Genomic DNA, 17,960 nt, shown 5'->3' on the forward strand with positions numbered 1-17,960 from the left:
GCGGGGCGGGCCTCTGATCCCAGTTTCTTACCTGGGGCGGCCGGTCCAATCGCCACCAACCTTGGCTTCGTCTGCAGCGGCGACCGTCGGCATGTCACGCCAACGATGATCGCGTCATGCTCGCCGGCAAAGACAACTATCAAGAAGAGATGATCATGAAAGTTCTCGTTGTTTATGCGCATCCTGAACCCACTTCGCTGACACGGCAGCTGGTCGACGTGACCGCTGAGACGTTGTCGGCAGCCGGGCACACCGTGGTCCATTCGGACCTCTATGGCATGAAGTGGAAGGCGGTGTACGACGCCGATGACTTCCCCGTCCGTGACAACCCCGAACGGCTGTCATTCATCATGGAGTCGGGCCATGCTTACGCGAGCGGGCACCAGACGCCCGACGTGATCGCCGAGCAGCAGAAGCTGCTTGAGGCCGATGCTGTCGTCCTGCAATTCCCGCTTTGGTGGTACGGCGTGCCTGCGATCCTGAAGGGCTGGATCGAGCGGGTCTATGCCTTCGGTTTTGCCTACGGCTATCAGAATGGCTCCAACCAGTTCCGCTTTGGCGAGGGCATCCTCAAGGGCAAGCGAGCGCTGGTCAACGTGCAGGCAGGCGGCCCGGCGGCCGACTATGGCCCGCGAGGCATCAACGGGCCGATCGAGCAACTGCTGTTCCCGCTGACTCATGGCGCGCTATTCTACCCCGGCATGGACGTGCTCCCGACGCACGCGGTCTATGGCGCGGGTCACGTTTCCACGGCGGAGGAAGTGGAGACGATCAAGGCAGCGTGGCGTGAGCGCCTCGCTGGGCTGTTCACCGACAACCCTATTCCCTTCCGGTCGCAAAACGGCGGCGACTTCCCCGATCGCCATACCATGGCCGACCATGTTGCGCCGGGCCAAACCGGCCTTGTCGCGCACGTTGCCGATCTGGTCGACGCATAAGGAGCAACGCCGATGTCGCCTGCAGCGATCGCACTCGCCGCTGGGGCCTTCGGAGCTTGAGGAGATGGAAATGGATGTTGCATTTATAGGGCTGGGGCAGATGGGCTCGGGCATGGCCGACAATCTCGTGGCGGCCGGTCACCATGTCACCGTCTGGAACCGGGACCGGGCCAAGGCCGAGCCCTTCGCCGCTCGGGGTGCGAAGGTCGCCGCCGACCTCGCCGCGGCCGCCCGGGCTGGCACCGCCATGACGATGCTGGCCGACGACGCGGCCGTCGAGGCGGTCGTGTTCGGGGACGGCGGACTGCTCGCGGCAGGTCCCGGCCTCTTCCATATCTCGTGCAGCACGGTTAGCGTGGACCTCACCGCCAGACTGGCGGCGGCGCACGCCGACGCGGGACAGCGTTTCGCGTCGGCGCAGGTGCTGGGCCGCCCGGACGTGGCGGCGGCCGGCAAGCTGTCGGTGATCGCGGCGGGCGCGGCGGAGGATCTGGATGTCGCACAGCCCTTGTTCGAGGCGATCGGGGCGGGGACTCAACGGGTCGGGGACCGCCCGGTGATGGCCGCGGCGGTGAAGGTCGCGCTCAACGCCGGCATCCCGGCCATCATGCAGATGCTGACGGAACAGTTCCGCATCGTCGCGGCCCACGGCATCGCCGCTGATCGGATGGCGGCGCTGCTGCTCGACGTGAACTATGGCAATCGCCTGATCGGGAGCTACGGCCCGATCATCGCGGAAAAGCGGTTCGAGCCGGCAGGGTTCCCGATGCGGCTGGGCCGCAAGGACGTGGGGTTGGCGCTCGCGGCGGCAGGCGACGCCGATCTGCCGCTGACTGAGATGATCGCCTCGCGCATGGACGCGATCATTGCAGCCGATGGTGGTGAACAGGACTGGTCGGCGATTGGCCAATGATCTGACGTGTCGCAGGGTCTCCGGCATCACGCGAACATTCGGTTGAGAGGTATCGGCAGGTGGCACGCCTGGCGCGACGGCGCGGGCTTTCACTATCTGGGATGGCCTGTTTGGGCAGTATTCCGTTGAAAAACCCGGCTGTTGAACGGAAAGGCTTTCGCTGATTCACGCCTTTCATTGAACAGAAAGCTACCGTTAAGGTATACGATGAAAAGTATGGCGTGAAATATCCGAAGGCTGTCGAGTGCTTGATGAAGGATCGCTAGACACGGCTCGCCTTGTTCGACTTCTCTGCCGAACATTGGGACCATCTGAGAACGGCGCCTCCGATTGAGAGCGTCTTTGCCACCGTCTTGCATCGGATCGCGCGTAAGAAAGGTGCCCTGTCTCGCAAGACCGCCCGGCTCATGGTCTTCAAGCTGGTCATGGCCGCTTCGAAGACCTGACGACGGCTGAAGGGCGAAAATTGCTTGCCGATGGTCGTCGCAGGCGTCACATTCACAGACGGCGTCGTAATCGTCCAGGACGCCAATCAACACGCAGCCAGATTAAACCTATCACTCATAATCGGCCATAGCTCTTTCAATCCACTTGGTCTGGTCATCGGACAGTATTCTCTGCCGGGGCGGGACAAGGGGCATAATCTGCGATCGACTTCAATAGCAACCCGACCGGGCACGGACGAGATGCTCATCCTGACCAATGACTGGATCAAGAAGACGGCTCAAAGATCTTCGCTGTCAAAGCTCTGGCGAGATCGGCATCTGATCCTGCCACGCGCAGATTGGCGGGCCCAGTAGATTTAGCTTGCCTGTGCAACGCGGAACTTTGAATGGAGCGGCTCAACCTTAGCCGGTCGTTGGAACGGGACGTTGAGCTGTTGCCGCCATGGCTCCGGCTCGTGAAAACCGGCGTGGCAGCGGTGACCGCAACATCTCTTAACAACTTCAAATTCTGCGGCTCTCCCCAGTCGGTAGAGATCGCTTCCGCAGCGACGGATTATAGCGGGAGCCGCCCGCCAGGCCGTCATGGCTGGAGTGTTTCATGTCCTCATCTCTACTCAGAAGCTCCTTTCGGTATATGGTCGGTTTTGGATCCCTGATCGGGATGGCCGTACCCGCAATCAAGCAGACCCATGCGGCCGACTTCGCCATCGCCGAGCCCGCCCCGTCCCCAGTTTACCAGGCTCCGGATCCATCTAGGTTCGGCCTGATCGGCCAGAAGCTCCACGAATGGAATGTCATTGTCGGGGCAGGGGCGATGATAGAGGCGAAATACGAGGGCAGCGACGAATTTGAAGTCAGCCCGGTGCCCTACATCTCAGCCACCTTCGGTGACTGGCTGAGCGTCGACCCGGGCGGCATTGAGGCGAAAGTCTACGAGACAGGGCCTTTCGTCTTCTCGGCGAAACTTGGCTACGAGACGGGTCGCAAGGAGGGCGATGCGGACGAACTCGACGGCCTCGGTGATGTCGATTTCGGCGTGACGTTGGGAGGCAAGGCCGCGGCGAAGTTCGGACCGGCGGAGTTTTTCGGTTCGGTCGAAAAGACGATCGGCGGCAGCGACGGCCTCCTCGCGGTCGCTGGCATCGAGCTGACCCAAGCCTTCACGTCCTCTCTCCTTCTCGGTGTCAAGGCCTCGGCGACTTTCGCCGACGACAATCACATGGAAGCCTATTTCGGCATCGACGCGGGTCAATCGCGGCGCTCAGGCTATCGCGAGTTCGAGGCCGAATCCGGCTTCAAGCGCGTCGATTTCTCTGCGACCGCGACGATGGCGGTGACCGAGAACTGGTTCGCGCGTGGCGAAGGCGGCGTTGGCATTCTGGTCGGCGACGCGGCCGACAGCCCAATCGTCAAGGACGAGGTCCAACCCTTCGGATTGGTCGTGGTCGGCTACCGCTTTTGAACGCTGCCCGCGACCTCGCGCTGCGCCCGACACTCTTTCGTCAAGGGATCGCTTCGATGGTTTCACGAAGATTCTCCAGGCTCTTTCTAGCGTCGGTGCCGATCTGTGCCGCGATCGCTTCGGCCATCCTCGTCGCGCCCTCTCGCCCGGGAACCGCGGCCGAGGCCATGGAGTCCGCACCCCTGCCAGCGGTCAGCGTCGTGTCGGCTCGAAGAGGAGAGATCGCCCGCCGGATCCGGCTCACAGGATCGCTGATTGCCCGGCACGAAAGCCTGGTGACGGTGGATCTCGATCGTGCCTTGCGGGTCGTCGAGGTAATCGGCGAAGTCGGAGACGAGGTCGTCGAAGGAGACGTTCTCGCCCGTCTCGACGATACGGCCGTCCGCATCGAGCGCGACGTGAACACAGCCAAGCTCGCTCGCGCCGAAGCGGCGATCCGACAGGCGGAGGCCCAGGTCACCGATGCCGCCGTCGCACAGGAAGAGGCGACATCCTCCCTGGAGCGAGGCCGCACGCTCAAGGACAGGGGCATTACCGCCGCCGATGTTCTGGAAAGACTGACATACGCGGCAAGCCGGGCTGCCACGACCCTCGACATTGCACGATATGCCCTTGCCCTCGCCGAGGCAGACCGCGCCATCCTGTCGACCGAGCGTCGCGACATCGAGGCTCGCCTTGCCCGTACCCTCGTCCGCGCTCCGGCCACGGGCCGGATTTTGAGACGCGCGGCTAAGATCGGGGCGCTGGTCGGCTCGGGCAGCGCCGAGCTTTTCGCGATCGCTGAGAAGGGCGAGGTCGAAGTAGCGGCCGAAGTTCCGCAGATGGATTTTCTGGATATCCCACAAGGCGCCAGCGTCTCGATGACCGTCCCGGGCCTCGAAAAGTCCCTTACCGGCGTCGTGCGCCTGATGGAGCCGGAGATGCAAGCCACCGGCCGCCAGGGCCTTTTGCGCATCGCCATCACCCGTGATGCCGGCATACCCCTGCCGACGGGTGCCTTCGTTCGCGGCGAGGTCGAGGTCGATCGCCGCAGTTCCGTTCTGCTGCCGGCTTCGGCGGTCGAAACGACGGAGGGGCGGGCCGAGATCCATGTCGTCAGGGATGGCGTCGTGGCAACGCAGTCGGCCGTTATCGGCATGCGAGTGAACAACCTCGTCGAAATCGTCTCCGGCGTCGAGGCCGGCGAGACGATCGTCCTCAAGGCCGGAAGCTTCCTCGAGCCCGGCGATCGCGTCCGCCCCTTCTTGATCACCTACGGAGAGTCCATCGCGGATCGTCCCCTCGAGCTCGCTCTGGACAGCCAGTGATGAGCAGCAACGCATCAGCCTGGGCGATCCGTAATCCGGTCCCGTGCATCCTCCTGTTCGTCGTCCTGACGGGTCTCGGCCTATTTAGCTTCCGGTCGCTGCCGATCACTTACTTTCCCTTGATCGACGTTCCGGAAGTGACGATCGCCGTCAGCGATAGCGGGGTAGCACCCTCGCAGATGGAAACCGAGGTCACCAAACCGATCGAGGACGCCGTTGCGGCTCTCGTGGGCGTCAAGGAGATCAAATCGACGGTCAGCGAAGGCCAGTCCGATACGACAGTCGAATTCGAACTCGGGATTCCCGTCGACCGAGCGGTTGCTGACGTGGAAAATGCTATTTCCGCCATTCGCTCCGACCTCCCGGCTACGGTGGACGAACCCGTTGTCGGACGCAACGCGATCGAACCCGAAAGTGTCGCGACCTATGCCGCCATCGACCAGACTATGACGGCCGAAGAATTGTCCTGGTACGTCGATGATGTGGTGATCCGTAAGCTTAGCGGTCTTCCCGGCATGGGGCGGGTAGAACGGGTCGGCGGCGTCGACCGGGAGATCGCGGTGAAGCTCGATCTCGATCGCCTCGAAACCTTCGGCATAACGGCGGCTGCAATCACCGACGAGCTCAAGTCGAGCAATCTCGATGTTTCCGGCGGCACCAGCCGCGCCGATGGGCGCGAGCGGGCGATCACCACACTCGCCACCGCGAGCTCGGTCGCCGACCTTGCCGAGATGCCGATCGCGCTTCCCAACGCACCGGCGCTGCGCTTATCGGATCTCGGCACGGTTACCGACGCTACAGCCGAACAGAAAGCCTTCGCTCTCCTTGAAGGGGCGCCCGTCGTCACGATTGCGATTTACCGCGCCCGGGGTGCGAGCGACGTGACGGTCGCGGACGAGGTCGCAGAGACGCTCCGGGAATTTGCCGCAGCAAACGACAATCTTTCCTTCGAGCTGATCGACACCAGCGTTCATCGCACGCTCGGCAATTACGACGCGGCTCTCCACACGCTGATCGAGGGTGCAATCCTGACGGTCCTCGTTGTCTTTCTCTTCCTTCGGGATTGGCGCGCGACGCTAATTGCCGCGCTCGCCCTACCGCTCGCTGCGATCCCGACATTCTTCGTCATCGATCTTCTCGGCTTCTCGCTGAACATCCTCAGCCTTCTCGCTATTACGCTCGTCACCGGCGTCCTCGTCGACGATGCAATCGTTGAGATTGAGAACATCGTCCGGCACGGGCAGATGGGCAAACCGCCGTTCCGGGCGGCACTCGATGCCTCGGACGAGATCGGCCTCGCCGTCATGGCCATCTCAGCGACGATCATCGCCGTGTTCGTGCCTGTCGGCTTCATGCCTGGTATGGTCGGGCGTTATTTCAGCCAGTTCGGCCTGACGGTGGCGGTCGCCGTCTTCTTCTCGCTTCTTGTGGCTCGGCTGATCACACCGGTTCTTGCGGCCTATCTGATGCGGGAGAAAGCCGGCGGTCACGCCGACGGGCAGTGGATGAGGGTGCCCTATTGCTGGCTGTTGCGGCACACGCTGCGGGCGCGCTGGCTAGTGGTGATCGCCGCTTTCGCCCTCTTTGGAGCCGCCGTCGTCGGCCTGACGAGGCTTCCGAGCGGCTTTTTGCCTGCCGAGGACACCGGCAAGATCGTCGCTTCGGTCGAACTGCCGGAAGGATCGACCCTTGACGAAACGCGGCGCATCGGCGCTGTCGTGTCCGATCGTCTGGCGGCAGTGCCGGACGTCAGAACGGTCTTCGTCCAGGGCGGTGCCGACGCGTACGGCAAGCGCGACGTTCGCCGCATGGCCGTCTCGCTCGATATCGGGCGTGCGTCGGTTCGCGAGCGGAGCCTTTTCGAGATCGAGCCGCTCGTGGCGGATGAACTGCTGGATGTTCCGGATATCCGTTTCGAAATTCTCAACGATCGCGGCGGCCGCGACGTGTCGTTCTCGGTGCTTGGCCGTGACGGCAAAGCAGCGAGCAGGGCGGCCGATCAGATTCTGAGTGAACTTGCCGAGACAGGCGTCGCTCGGGACACGACCTCGAACGGCAACGCGCACCGGCCCATCCTCGCGATGCAAATCGATCCCGATCGAGCGGCCGATGCCGGTGTCTCCGCACGTGTCATCGCCGAGACCCTTCGTGTCTCGACGGTAGGCGCCTCCCGCAAAGACCTGCCGATATTCATCGACGATACCCGCCGTATTCCGATCCGGCTGCAATTGGCGGACACTGCGCGCGACGATCTGGCGACACTGCGGGCGCTATCCATCCCGACTCTGTCGGGCGGGTCGGTCGCCCTCTCGCAGATCGCCGACATCGATTTTACCGACGAGGTGTCGATCATCGAGCGGCTCGATCACGAGAGACGCATCGATATCGGCTTCGACGTGCCTGCCGGGATCTCGCCGGGCGAGGCGCTCGCCCGTGTCCTGTCGCTCGATGCCGTGAGGTCTCTGTCGCCAGAGGTGCGCGTCCTTGCAACCGGCGACTCCGACGATGAGGGCGAGGTCTTCGCCGCCTTCGGCACATCTATGACCGCCGGGATCGCGATGGTGCTGGTCGTCCTCATTCTTCTCTTCGGCAGCGCTCTTACGCCCTTGACGATCCTCGTGACCCTGCCTTTGTCGATCTGCGGTGTCGTCGCCGCTTTGAGCCTCACCGGCGACGCGCTGTCGCTGCCGGTAGTCATCGGCATCCTGATGCTGATGGGCATCGTCACCAAGAACGCGATCATGGTGGTGGAGTTCGCTATTGAACGCGAGGCCCACGGTCTGGCAAGGCGCGAGGCGATCATCGAGGCGGCCAGCCAGCGACTGCGGCCGATCCTGATGACGACACTCGCAATGATCGCGGGGATGCTGCCTGCCGCGATCGGAACGGGGGAGGGTGGCGAATTCCGGGCCCCGATGGCGGTCGCGGTCATTGGCGGCCTTGCCGCCTCTACCGTACTCTCGCTCGTCGTCGTGCCTTCGTTGCGCTGGCTGCTCGCCGATCTCGGCGATGTTTGCGGCCGCTTCTTTCGTCCATTCTTGAACGCGGAAACCGCTGAAGGCCTCGCCTTGCCGGGCAAAGCGCGGCAGAAAGGGCGCTAAGCCGGTACGGTGGAGCGGTATCATCGATGGTCGGATGCGAAAATGTCTGTGACCCTCAGGGTGAAAGTGGCCAGACTTGCATGGATCGCATAGCGAGATGAGCGTGTTCAGGCGAATGATACCCCGCAGCGTTTCCGGTCAGATCGCGGCGATTATCCTGCTCTCCGTCGTGCTGGTGGTCGCCCTTGGGCGCGTCGGCGGCATCGTGCGTCACAGCCAGTTTCTCGGCGTCTACGCCTTCGAGTCCTTCTTCGAGCAGATCGCGGCGATAGGCCCTCTCATGGGAAAGTTATCGGCCGCGCAGCAGGACGATCTGGCTTCTCTGATGGCGGCGAGCGATCTCGACCTTGCGATCGTCGATCCGGCCGAGGCGGAGCGGCTCGCAAAGGACGCCAACGCCCCGAATTGGATTATCCAAGCGGTCGAAATGCTCTTTCCACCCGACGACGAATTGCCGGCAGGGAGCCGATTGTTCTCTCTGCCTGCTGCGACGTTGATCCTGGTGCCGCTCGACGAAACCTCTGTCCTCGCCGCCTATGGTCCGGCGCGGCCACTGGTCAGCAACGATGTGCTCGGCCCTCTCAGCTACTATGTTCTCGCTTTCGCAACGCTTCTGGTTCTCTTCGGGCGCTATTCGCGCTGGGCGTTTCTCGGCCCGCTGGCGCGAATTTCCGACGAGGTGAAGCGCTCGAACGGGACCGAGGAAGGTCGGCTCGCAAGTGGGCAGGGCGCCCCGGAAGTCCTCGCATTGACCGAAGCGCTTAACCAGATGCGGACCCGTGTCCGTGGCCTTCTCGACACGCGCGCCCGCATGCTGCGCGGCGTCAGCCACGATCTGCGCACGCCTTTGACACGGCTGCGTCAGCGCATCGAGCGGTTGGACGACGACCAGGAGCAGCGAAAAATGCTGGCCGATGTCGAGCAGATCGACAGGCTGATCGACGAAACGCTTGACTATCTGCGGGCGGATGCTGCCGGCGAGGAGGCCGAGCGGGTAGACGTGGCGAGCCTCCTGCAGACCATCCAGGCCGATTTCGCCGATCTCGGCTCGGACATTCGCTATGACGGCCCCGACCATCTCGCTGCGATGATCAGGCCGAGTGCGATGCTGCGCGCCATCACCAATCTCTGCGGCAACGGCCTCAAATTCGGCAGCCGGGTCATCATCGTTCTCTCACGCGTCGAGGGCATGCTTCGCATCGACGTTGTGGACGACGGGCCGGGCATCCCGCGCGAACTCCGGGACCGTGTCATGGAACCGTTCTTCAAGGCGGTCCCGACCCGCACCGATCGAGACCGCAAGGACGGCTTCGGTCTCGGTCTGTCGATCGTCTCGGAGATCGTCGCCGCACATCGCGGGCGCCTCACTCTTCTGGAAAATCGGCCCTGCGGACTGATCGCGCGGGTGGAGTTGCCGGAGTGACCCGCACAGCTTCGAAGTTTACCTGACGTGCCGCCAGTGTGTCGCCGCCACAGGCCCTGCAACGCCTTCGTTTGAACGGAAACCGACATTCATGCCGTCCGATTTGAACCATTCCTCTACGACGCCCCGCATCCTGATCGTAGAGGACGATGCCGAGATCGGGGCGATGCTGCGAGACGCATTATCGAAAAACGGAATGCATGCGGAGGTGGCGACCAGCGGGCGCGAGATGGATGACCGGTTGCTTGCCGGCGCCTTCGATCTCGTCATTCTCGACGTCATGCTGCCGGGGGAGGACGGCCTCAGCCTGTGCCGCCGTCTGCGGTCCGAAACCAGTGTTCCCATCATCATGCTGACGGCGCTAGGCGAGGAGGTCGACCGCATTCTCGGTATCGAGATCGGCGCCGACGACTATATCACCAAGCCGTTCAGCACCCGCGAGGTTCTGGCGCGGATCCGCGGTCTTTTGAGGCGCGCTTACTTTTCGAAGGCGGGAGCCGAGCGCATGCGCCCCTTGCGCTTCGAAGGCTGGCGCATCGATCCGCTGCGCCGTCAACTGCACGACCCCGAAAACACCCGGATCTCGATGACGACGGCGGAGTTCGATCTGCTCCTCGCGTTCTGTCGCAATCCGGGCAAGATCCTGACGCGGGAGGAACTCTTAACGCTCACCCATGCGGGATTGGCGGGTCCAGTCGAGCGAAGCGTCGATGTTCACGTGTCCCGCGTCCGCCAGAAGATCGAGGCCGACCCGCGTGAGCCGGTGCTTCTGAAAACGGTCCGGCTCGGTGGCTATATGTTCACGGCGAATGTCGACGCTGGGTAAAGGCTGGCTTCAACCTCCTGCATGATTGGCAAACTCTTCCTCGGACGCAGACCAATTTGGCCTGTCGCAACTTTGATCCCGAAGCGCGAAAGCCAGCCTTGAACGAACGGAAAATGCCGATTTTTGGCATCGCCTTCTGGACCCGGAAATGGTCGCTTGCTGTGCCTTGCGGGTGATCTCTCTCTCTCTCTCTTGAAACTGGATCGTTCTGAACTGCAGTTTTCGGCGGTAGCATCCTCTGGCCGGGAAGGAGCGAAGAACGATCAAGGCATCGCAGTTTTCGGACGCTCAGAAGGCGTTCATTATGAAGCAGGGAACAGATGCCATGCCGGTGGCGGAGATCTGTCGGCGAGCTGGGATCAATCAGGCGACCTACTTCATCTGGAAAAGGAAGTAACAAGGCCTGCTGCCGACGGAGCTGAAGCGACTGAAACAGCTCGAGGATGAAAAAGGCAAGCTCCGCAAGTTGGTCGCGGACCTGTCGCTGGACAAGGAGATGCTTCAGGACGTCATCCGCCGAAAACTTTGAGGCCTGGTCGCAAACGCGAGCTGGTGACGGAGACGTGCAGGGAATGGTGGTGTATCGATCAGACGCGCCTGCCGGGTTCTGGAGTTCGACACCTCGACCGATCTTGTCCCCAGTCGTGGTGTAGCTGACGGCGTCGCACCGCGGTTCCGGCTAGGCCGGATTGATCAGCGGGCCACGGCTGCCATGATCCGACCATCCATCACCTTCGCCATCATGGCCGAAGCGACGCTGTCCGTTCGAGGATCCAGGATGCCGCGCGGCGAAGCTTCGCTTGGCACGTCGCTCGAGGTCGGTTACCGCTTCCTCTTTTGCGGTGAGCGGTGGATTGTGATCTTTCCAGGCCTGGTCTTAGTTCTACTCCTGGTAGGGGTGAGCGTGTTCGCGGGCCGGCTGCGTGACCGGATCGATCCCAAACTGAGGTGAGGCAAGGATAGACGATGGCCAGTGACTTGCTCAGGTCGAGCTTGCTGAAGCCGGTCGGATCGAGAAAGACCGTGCAGGATCAGGTCTACGATCAGCTCCGCGATGCTCTGATGTCCGGCGCGTTCGAGGCCCGCGCGACGTTCACCATCGCGTCCCTCGCGGATCGATTCCAGACGTCCCATATGCCCGTCCGGGAGGCGCTGAGGCGGCTGGCTTCGGAGAGCGCCCTGCGAATCGCCACCCAGGGCACCGCCTTCGTGCCTGACATCACGCTTGCCGAACTTGCCGACATCACCCGCGCCCGGGTGATCATCGAGGGCGCCACCGCGGAAATCGCGGCGGCCCGGATGGGGCAGGCAGACATCGCCGAACTCGAACGGATCCTCGCCATACACGTCGCCACCGGGACGACCGGCGACATCACCGCGATGGTCGCCGCCAATCGGGGGTTCCACTTCTACATCTATGACCGCGCCGGCAGCCCGGTCCTGATGAGCCAGATCGAGAACCTCTGGCTGCGCTCCGGGCCGTATGTGCGCTTTCTCTCGGACAAAATGGCCGCCCTCCTGAAGTCCGAGTACAAGGAAGGCTTCGTGCTGCATCATGCCGAGATGCTTGATGCTCTCAGGGCCGGAGATCCGCTTGCCTTCCGACAGGCCATGGAAGCCGATATCAAGGAGACCGAGCATCTGCTGCGCGACTTCCTTTCGTCGCCCGGTGCGATCGACGCTTGACGCCGGAGCGCCGTGAGCTGGCGGGCGGGCATGACAATCGCGCATCATCGCTTGACGTTAGGGAAATTGTGGTTCCCGCGATCATGGCCGTGAGCGGACAGAGCAAGCCTGCGCCCGCGCTGGCAGGAGCGGTCTGCTCGACGCGCCTCGGGGCGCGGCCGGCCCTTCAGCAATCATTCCTGAACGGGCGGGATTTCCTGCTGGGCGCTCCAGCCCGAATCTTTGGCCCGCAAATGGGCGCCCTCGGGGCTCATATAGTGGCGCGCGAGCCATCGGCTGAGGCCGTCCAGGCCCGGAAAGAGCACCCGCTCGGTGACGTTCGCCTGATCGAGCTTGTCGCGGATCTCCCATTTCAGGGCGTGGTCGATGACGAGTTTGCGGGCAAAGTCCGGCCGCTCGGCGAACCATCTGGAGAGGTCGAGCCGGGCGTGGGACGTCATCGAAAACACGGCGAACTGGTTGGTGATCCGGTCGTCGAGGGAAGGCGGCTCGAAGAAGCAGACCCATTCCTCGCCATGGGCCGCCGACTTTTCGTCGAGCTCTTCGAGCGACCCGGCATATTCGCGAAGAAGTTCGGCCGTCAGGACATGCGAGCCGTTGCGCGTCAGCGGGTTCTGCAGGCCTTCGGGAAGCGACTGCGCCATCTGCCGATAGTTCGCCATGATGATCGCGCCGTCGCGGTCGTAGGACGAGATCTCGGCAGTCGCGAAATGCAGGGCGACATAGGGGGAATAGGTCCAGTCCAGAAGCCGCGTCGGCAGACCGTGATGCTGGCCGAGCGCCAGCCAGTTCCAGTCGTCATCGTGGGGAACGGTGCTGCGATGGGCGTATTTGCGGAAATTTCTGAGGACGTGACGCTCAAGGTCCCAATAGGATCCGCCGAGGCGCTTCAGGGACGGAATGAGATCGAAATCGGCCTGGCCGACCCCGCGAAACAGGAAGGGCGAGCGGAAGCGTCGCAAGTCGCGATTCCACATGTCGCCGAACAGCTGGTCCTGCAGCTCCGACCAGCTTCGAATGACGACGGTCTGCATGGCGATCCTTTCCAACGAAGACAGACATAGGCGGCGACCCATGCGGTCAGGCGATGCATCATTCGCCGATCCGCGGGCATGGGTAGGCCCACTTGGTCAGAAATGCCAATTGCCCGGCGATAAACATCGGCAGCTCACATACCGATCTGCCGATTTTTCCGGCCGGTGGCCAGCCTAGCGATACGAAGATCCTGTGACCGCTTCGTGGATGTGCGGCGCTGCGGAAAAGTGGCCGGCTGACAGGGCCTTGGATGTCCGGGGCAGGGGGGGCTCATTTCACAGTCATAGATGGTGTCTGCTGCCAAAATAAGCGTACAGACTACAAATAGAACAGAATGATCTTGCCAAATGATCAAAACTTCCGCTTGCAGGCGGGAACTCTCTATGAATTAATAGTGTAGACGCTTTAAATAGCGACGCCTTACGCATCGTTTCGCGACGGTGTGCCGGGTGTTCGCCAGTGAAGCGAGCCCGGCCTTTGATATTCGGCAGTGCAAACTGTCCGCATCATGGTCGATCTCGAGAATTTCACTGTAATCATGATCTTTCCGGCGACCTGTCGGTCACGACATCTGGTTCTTGCCTCGCTGCCGGGGCTGGCGATTGCCGAGAGCGCAGTGATCGGGTGCCTTTGGCGCCGGTCTTCCGTCCGTTGTCGTGCGGGCGGAAGAAGAGTTGCTCTGTCACGTCGAATGAATATCGGGGGATGCTTCCATGTATGATCGTTTTGTCGCGCGAAAGCTGATCGATCAGTGGTTGATCGAAGACATTGGCTGCTTCGATCTGACCGCCCAGCTGATGGTCGATCCCGCCTCTGAGGCAACCTTCTACATGAATGCCCGTGAGCCGATGACCCTGGCCGGGATCGAGGTCGCGGCAGAGGTGTTTCGTCACTACGAGCCGTCCTCGAAGGTCGAAATGCGGGCCTTCGATGGCGAGCGGGTGGAAAAGGGGGCCGTGCTCCTCGTCGTCTCGGGCCCGGGTCAGGCTCTTCTGACGGCAGAGCGCACCGCTCTCAACATCGCCCAGCGGCTTTCCGGCATCGCCACCGAAACCGCCAGATATGTCGATGCGATCGCCCACACCAAGGCGCGGCTGCTCGACACCCGCAAGACGACGCCCGGCCTGCGCATGCTGGAAAAGCATGCCGCCACCTGCGGCGGCGCCCTGAACCATCGCCTCGGCCTCGACAGCGGCGTGATGCTCAAGGACAATCACATTTCCGTCTGCGGCAGCATCGCCAAGGCCGTGGAAATGGCGCGCAAGCAGGTGCCGGCGTTGACCAAGATCGAGGTCGAGTGCGACCGGATCGAGCAGGTTCGAGAAGCGCTTCAGGCCGGGGCCGACGTCATCATGCTCGACAACATGGAAAACGCCGCCATGGCCGAGGCGGTCGACTATGTCGCCGGCCGGGCGCTTCTGGAAGCTTCGGGCGGAATCCGGCTGGACACGATTGCCGGCAAGGCCGAAACCGGGGTCGACTTCGTCTCGACGAGCCGGCCGTTCCAGTCGGCTCCGGCCGTCGATATCGGTCTCGACGACGCGGCCTGAGCGCGGCAAGGAAGGGGGGGCGCGATGCAGGCCGGAACTCTCTTTTACGTCGTCGGTCCGAGCGGTGTCGGCAAGGACACGCTGATCGATGAGGCCATGAAGACGCTCGGTCCGTCCGGTCGCTACGTGCAGGCCCGTCGGCTGATTACCCGGCCTGCCGGGGTCGGCGAGGATCATGAACCGGTCAGCGTCGAGGCCTTCGAGGCGTTGCGGCAGGAAGGGCGTTTCCTGCATCATTGGCAGGCCCATGATCTTCACTACGGCCTGCCGATCGAGATCGTCGGTGAGCTGGAAGCCGGGCGCAACGTTCTCGCCAACGGTTCGCGGGGCGCCATTCCCGATCTTGCCGGAACCGTCGATCGCTTCGTCATCGTCGAGATCACCGCGCCGGCGGACGTCGTGCGCGAGCGTCTTCTTGCCCGCGGCCGCGAGACGCCGGACGAGATCGAGCGGCGACTGGCCCGCGCGGTTCATCCTTTGCCGCAGGACAGGGATGTCGCGAGCCTCGTCAACGACACCAGCCTCGAAGAGGCCGTGACCCGGCTGGTCTCGATCCTCGACCGCTACGCAACGCGTCTTGCCTTAAGGCGCATGCCGATCGTCTCGGCGCCGAGACACACCGCCTATCTGCGGCAGGACAGCGCCATCGTCGATGCGCCGGCCTTCGCCGGCGCCGGGCGGATCGACATCACCCGGGACGATTGCAGCGTTCGCGCCGACGTTGCTCTCGTGGAGCCGTCGAAGCTCCTTCGTCCTGACGAGATCGGCCTGTCGCGCGAGGCGTTCGAGGCGCTCGGTCTGCCGGCCGGGGCGCTTGTCTCGATCGCCCGTACGCCATCCCCGAAAAGCCGGACGATCCTGCGGCGCAAGATCGCCGGCGAGCGGCTCGACGCCGGCTCATACGAAACCCTCTTCGGTGACATCGTCGAGGGGCGCTATCCCGACGGCGAGACCGCCGCCTTCCTCCTCAAGGCGATCCAGTCGCTCGATGCCGACGAGGCGATCGCCGTCGCCAAGGCGAGATGCCGCTTCGGCCGGCGCATCGACTGGGGCCCGGACATCGTCGTCGACAAGCACTCGCTCGGCGGGATTCCGGGCAGCCGCATCACGCTGATCGTCGTGCCGATCGTCGCTGCCGCCGGCCTGATGATGCCCAAGACGTCGTCGCGCGCCATCACCTCGGCGGCGGGAACGGCCGATGTGATGGAGGCCCTGTGCCGGATCGATCTCGATGCCTGCGAGGTCGCTCGCGTGGTCCGCGCGACCGGTGGATGCGTCGCATGGAACGGGCGGTTGAACCACTCCGTCCTCGACGACGTGGTCAATGCCATCACGCGGCCGCTGGCGCTCGACAGCAATACCTGGTCGGTCGCGTCCATCCTGTCGAAGAAGTGGACCGCAGGCTCGACCCATGTGGTCATCGACATGCCCTTCGGGCCGAACGCCAAGTTGAAGACCCTCGAGCAGGCGCGCGACCTTGGCCGGATTTTCGAGCGGGTCGGGGCCGGCCTCGGGATGACGGTTCGGGCCTTTGCGACCGATGGTGGCAACGCCATCGGAAACGGCATCGGGCCGGCGCTGGAATTGCGTGACGTGATGAAGATCCTCGACGGCGCGCCGGATGCGCCGGCCGATCTTCGCGAGAAGGCCCTGTTCTTCGCAACCGAGATCCTCTCCTTTTCGCCCGACCATGCGAACCGCGCAAAGGCCCGCGCGACGGCGGAGGAAATCCTGCGCTCGGGACGCGCGAAGAAGAAGCTCGAAGAGATCGCCGAAGCGCAGGGCAAGTGCGAGCCGGTATTGCCGGGGCGGTTCACCCATGTGGTCGAGGCTCCCGCGGACGGCACGATCGGGCGCGTCGACGGCTGGCACGTTGCCGGCATCGCCCGGCGCGCCGGGGCGCCTCACGACAAGTCGGCCGGCGTTAATCTCGTGGCGGCCACCGGCCAGGCGGTTGGCGCAGGCGAGCCGCTCTACACCATTCATGCCAGCGACATCGCCTGTCTCGAACGCGCCGCAAGCGAGGCTCGCGAACAGACCGGCATCACGCTTTCATCGCCGGATACGCCATCGAGCCGACACCGATTTCATCCGCGGGAGGTCTCGCAAGCCCCGACCGCGACCTGACGAGATGCAGCGGCTCTTCTTGCCGCTTCGGACCTCTCGCGACCCGTCTCGTCGCGTCGTCTCTTGAGAACAGGGAAGTCACATCGACATGCCAAACTCCTTTCTGAAATCAGCGGTCGTGGCCGCAGGCATTGCCGCGGCGAGCTTCACGGCCAGCGCGGCAAAGGCGGAAAACTATACCCTGTGCGGGGCGAGCCCCGGTGGCCTCTGGGCTCTCCTCGGCGCGGGGATCGATGCGGCGGTGAAGAAGGAAGAGCCGGGCTCGGCCGTGACCTACCAGACCTCGAGCGGCGGCTTTGCCAATATCGTTCAGATGGCCCAGGGCAATTGCGACATGGCCATCGTTCATCTCGGCGAGGCCGTGATCGCCTCCAAGGGCGAGGCGCCGTTCCAGGAGCCGATGACCGATTTTGCCGTCGTCGCCGTCCTCTACAACTGGGCACCGATGCAGTGGCTGATGAACGAAAAATTCGCCGCAGAGCACAATATCTCGTCCATCGCCGACATGAAGGGCGCCCCGGTCGATCTGATCGTCAACAAGCGCGGTATCCTTCCCAGCATCCTGGCGGAAGCCGCGCTGAAAAAGGTCGGCATCGATTTTTCCGGGATCGAGAAGAGCGGTGGTTCGATCCAGTATCAGGGCTCGCAGACGGCTGAAGAACTGATGAAGGACGGGCGCGGGGATATCTGGACCAACGCCATGTTCATCGGCACCGGTTCGATCGGTTCGATCGCCGAAAGCGTCGATCTGCGGCTATTGTCGGTTCCAGATGCTGTCATCCGCTATATGAGCGAGACCTACGGATCCGTCCCCTACACCATCCCGGCGGGCAGCTACGACTGGCAGAAGCAGGACATCAAGACGTTCGGCGCGCAGGCCGCGCTGATCGTGCCGAAGTCGGATTCCACGCAAATGGTCGAGAAACTGACCAGGGCGCTGCTCGACCATATCGCCGAGCTGCAGAACGTCCATTCCTCGATGAAGGCGCTGACGCCCGAGATCATGCAGTCGGCGAAGAACCTGCCCTATCACCCGGGCGCACTTCAGGCTTACGGCCAGTAGTCGCTCCCGAAGAACCTCCGGACGGCGGCATCGAAGCGCCGCCGTTCGCAAACTTGTGCAGTCCTCACGCCGGCATGTCCGCA

General features: G+C 63.2%; 13 protein-coding genes and 2 pseudogenes. 14 read left to right on the forward strand and 1 reads right to left on the reverse strand.

Translation table 11 applies throughout. The features are described from left to right. The first annotated feature begins 116 nt into the window (after nt 1-116). The 11 genes and pseudogenes from J6595_RS09335 to J6595_RS09385 all read left to right on the forward strand — a co-directional run bounded on the left by J6595_RS09335 (nt 117) and on the right by J6595_RS09385 (nt 12,102). Entirely contained in the window at nt 117-938 is an 822-nt protein-coding gene (locus J6595_RS09335) for an NAD(P)H-dependent oxidoreductase (protein ID WP_245197916.1), read from the forward strand. A gap of 70 nt (nt 939-1,008) precedes the next feature. Next, nucleotides 1,009-1,851, forward strand: a complete 843-nt coding sequence (locus tag J6595_RS09340) for an NAD(P)-dependent oxidoreductase (protein ID WP_209594213.1) — start codon at nt 1,009-1,011, stop codon at nt 1,849-1,851. 185 nt (nt 1,852-2,036) lie between these two features. Beyond that, nucleotides 2,037-2,396, forward strand: a pseudogene (locus J6595_RS09345) (IS256 family transposase); the annotation flags it as partial. A gap of 562 nt (nt 2,397-2,958) precedes the next feature. Then, nucleotides 2,959-3,759: a MipA/OmpV family protein gene (locus J6595_RS09350; protein WP_245197932.1), complete on the forward strand. Its 801-nt coding sequence runs from the start codon at nt 2,959-2,961 to the stop codon at nt 3,757-3,759. 56 nt (nt 3,760-3,815) lie between these two features. Then, a complete protein-coding gene (locus J6595_RS09355) occupies nt 3,816-5,066 on the forward strand; it encodes an efflux RND transporter periplasmic adaptor subunit (RefSeq protein WP_209594215.1) in 1,251 nt (416 codons plus the stop codon). Then, a complete protein-coding gene (locus tag J6595_RS09360; RefSeq protein ID WP_209594216.1) occupies nt 5,066-8,167 on the forward strand; it encodes an efflux RND transporter permease subunit in 3,102 nt (1,033 codons plus the stop codon). The genes J6595_RS09355 and J6595_RS09360 overlap by 1 nt, the downstream gene beginning before the upstream one ends. A 97-nt stretch (nt 8,168-8,264) precedes the next feature. Further along, nucleotides 8,265-9,590, forward strand: coding sequence for an ATP-binding protein (locus tag J6595_RS09365; protein ID WP_209594217.1), 1,326 nt, complete (start codon nt 8,265-8,267; stop codon nt 9,588-9,590). Between the two features lie 91 nt (nt 9,591-9,681). Beyond that, entirely contained in the window at nt 9,682-10,416 is a 735-nt protein-coding gene (locus J6595_RS09370) for a response regulator transcription factor (RefSeq protein ID WP_209594218.1), read from the forward strand. Nucleotides 10,417-10,678: 262 nt separating this feature from the next. Beyond that, a pseudogene (locus J6595_RS09375) lies at nt 10,679-11,062 on the forward strand (transposase); the annotation flags it as partial. Nucleotides 11,063-11,128: 66 nt separating this feature from the next. Continuing rightward, a complete protein-coding gene (locus J6595_RS09380) occupies nt 11,129-11,368 on the forward strand; it encodes a hypothetical protein (RefSeq protein WP_209594534.1) in 240 nt (79 codons plus the stop codon). A 14-nt stretch (nt 11,369-11,382) separates the two neighbouring features. Next, on the forward strand, nt 11,383-12,102 hold the full coding sequence (locus tag J6595_RS09385) for a GntR family transcriptional regulator (protein WP_209594219.1): 720 nt from the start codon (nt 11,383-11,385) through the stop codon (nt 12,100-12,102). Nucleotides 12,103-12,275: 173 nt separating this feature from the next. Here J6595_RS09385 and J6595_RS09390 read toward each other — a convergent pair whose 3' ends face one another. Further along, nucleotides 12,276-13,136, reverse strand: coding sequence for an FRG domain-containing protein (locus J6595_RS09390; protein WP_209594220.1), 861 nt, complete (start codon nt 13,134-13,136; stop codon nt 12,276-12,278). Between the two features lie 714 nt (nt 13,137-13,850). Here J6595_RS09390 and nadC point away from each other — a divergent pair. The 3 genes from nadC (at nt 13,851) to J6595_RS09405 (ending at nt 17,877) form a co-directional block, all read left to right on the forward strand. Further along, nucleotides 13,851-14,687 (forward strand): carboxylating nicotinate-nucleotide diphosphorylase, encoded by an 837-nt coding sequence (nadC, locus tag J6595_RS09395; protein WP_209594221.1) that lies wholly within the window; start codon nt 13,851-13,853, stop codon nt 14,685-14,687. Nucleotides 14,688-14,711: 24 nt separating this feature from the next. Further along, a complete protein-coding gene (gene phnN, locus J6595_RS09400) occupies nt 14,712-16,814 on the forward strand; it encodes a phosphonate metabolism protein/1,5-bisphosphokinase (PRPP-forming) PhnN (protein WP_209594222.1) in 2,103 nt (700 codons plus the stop codon). Nucleotides 16,815-16,902: 88 nt separating this feature from the next. Beyond that, a complete protein-coding gene (locus tag J6595_RS09405; RefSeq protein ID WP_209594223.1) occupies nt 16,903-17,877 on the forward strand; it encodes a TAXI family TRAP transporter solute-binding subunit in 975 nt (324 codons plus the stop codon). The last annotated feature ends 83 nt before the right edge of the window (nt 17,878-17,960 follow it).

The sequence above is a fragment of the Jiella mangrovi genome (genome assembly GCF_017815135.1).
GTDB classification, from domain to species: Bacteria; Pseudomonadota; Alphaproteobacteria; order Rhizobiales; family Rhizobiaceae; genus Jiella; species Jiella mangrovi.

Bases quoted from the DNA above. Each gene is read 5' to 3' on its own strand.
- J6595_RS09335 (WP_245197916.1), top strand. From the start codon at position 117: ATGCTCGCCGGCAAAGACAACTATCAAGAAGAGATGATCATGAAAGTT.
- J6595_RS09340 (WP_209594213.1), top strand. From the start codon at position 1,009: ATGGATGTTGCATTTATAGGGCTGGGGCAGATGGGCTCGGGCATGGCC.
- J6595_RS09350 (WP_245197932.1), top strand. From the start codon at position 2,959: ATGGCCGTACCCGCAATCAAGCAGACCCATGCGGCCGACTTCGCCATC.
- J6595_RS09355 (WP_209594215.1), top strand. From the start codon at position 3,816: ATGGTTTCACGAAGATTCTCCAGGCTCTTTCTAGCGTCGGTGCCGATC.
- J6595_RS09360 (WP_209594216.1), top strand. From the start codon at position 5,066: ATGAGCAGCAACGCATCAGCCTGGGCGATCCGTAATCCGGTCCCGTGC.
- J6595_RS09365 (WP_209594217.1), top strand. From the start codon at position 8,265: ATGAGCGTGTTCAGGCGAATGATACCCCGCAGCGTTTCCGGTCAGATC.
- J6595_RS09370 (WP_209594218.1), top strand. From the start codon at position 9,682: ATGCCGTCCGATTTGAACCATTCCTCTACGACGCCCCGCATCCTGATC.
- J6595_RS09380 (WP_209594534.1), top strand. From the start codon at position 11,129: ATGATCCGACCATCCATCACCTTCGCCATCATGGCCGAAGCGACGCTG.
- J6595_RS09385 (WP_209594219.1), top strand. From the start codon at position 11,383: ATGGCCAGTGACTTGCTCAGGTCGAGCTTGCTGAAGCCGGTCGGATCG.
- J6595_RS09390 (WP_209594220.1), bottom strand. From the start codon at position 13,136: ATGCAGACCGTCGTCATTCGAAGCTGGTCGGAGCTGCAGGACCAGCTG.
- nadC (WP_209594221.1), top strand. From the start codon at position 13,851: ATGTATGATCGTTTTGTCGCGCGAAAGCTGATCGATCAGTGGTTGATC.
- phnN (WP_209594222.1), top strand. From the start codon at position 14,712: ATGCAGGCCGGAACTCTCTTTTACGTCGTCGGTCCGAGCGGTGTCGGC.
- J6595_RS09405 (WP_209594223.1), top strand. From the start codon at position 16,903: ATGCCAAACTCCTTTCTGAAATCAGCGGTCGTGGCCGCAGGCATTGCC.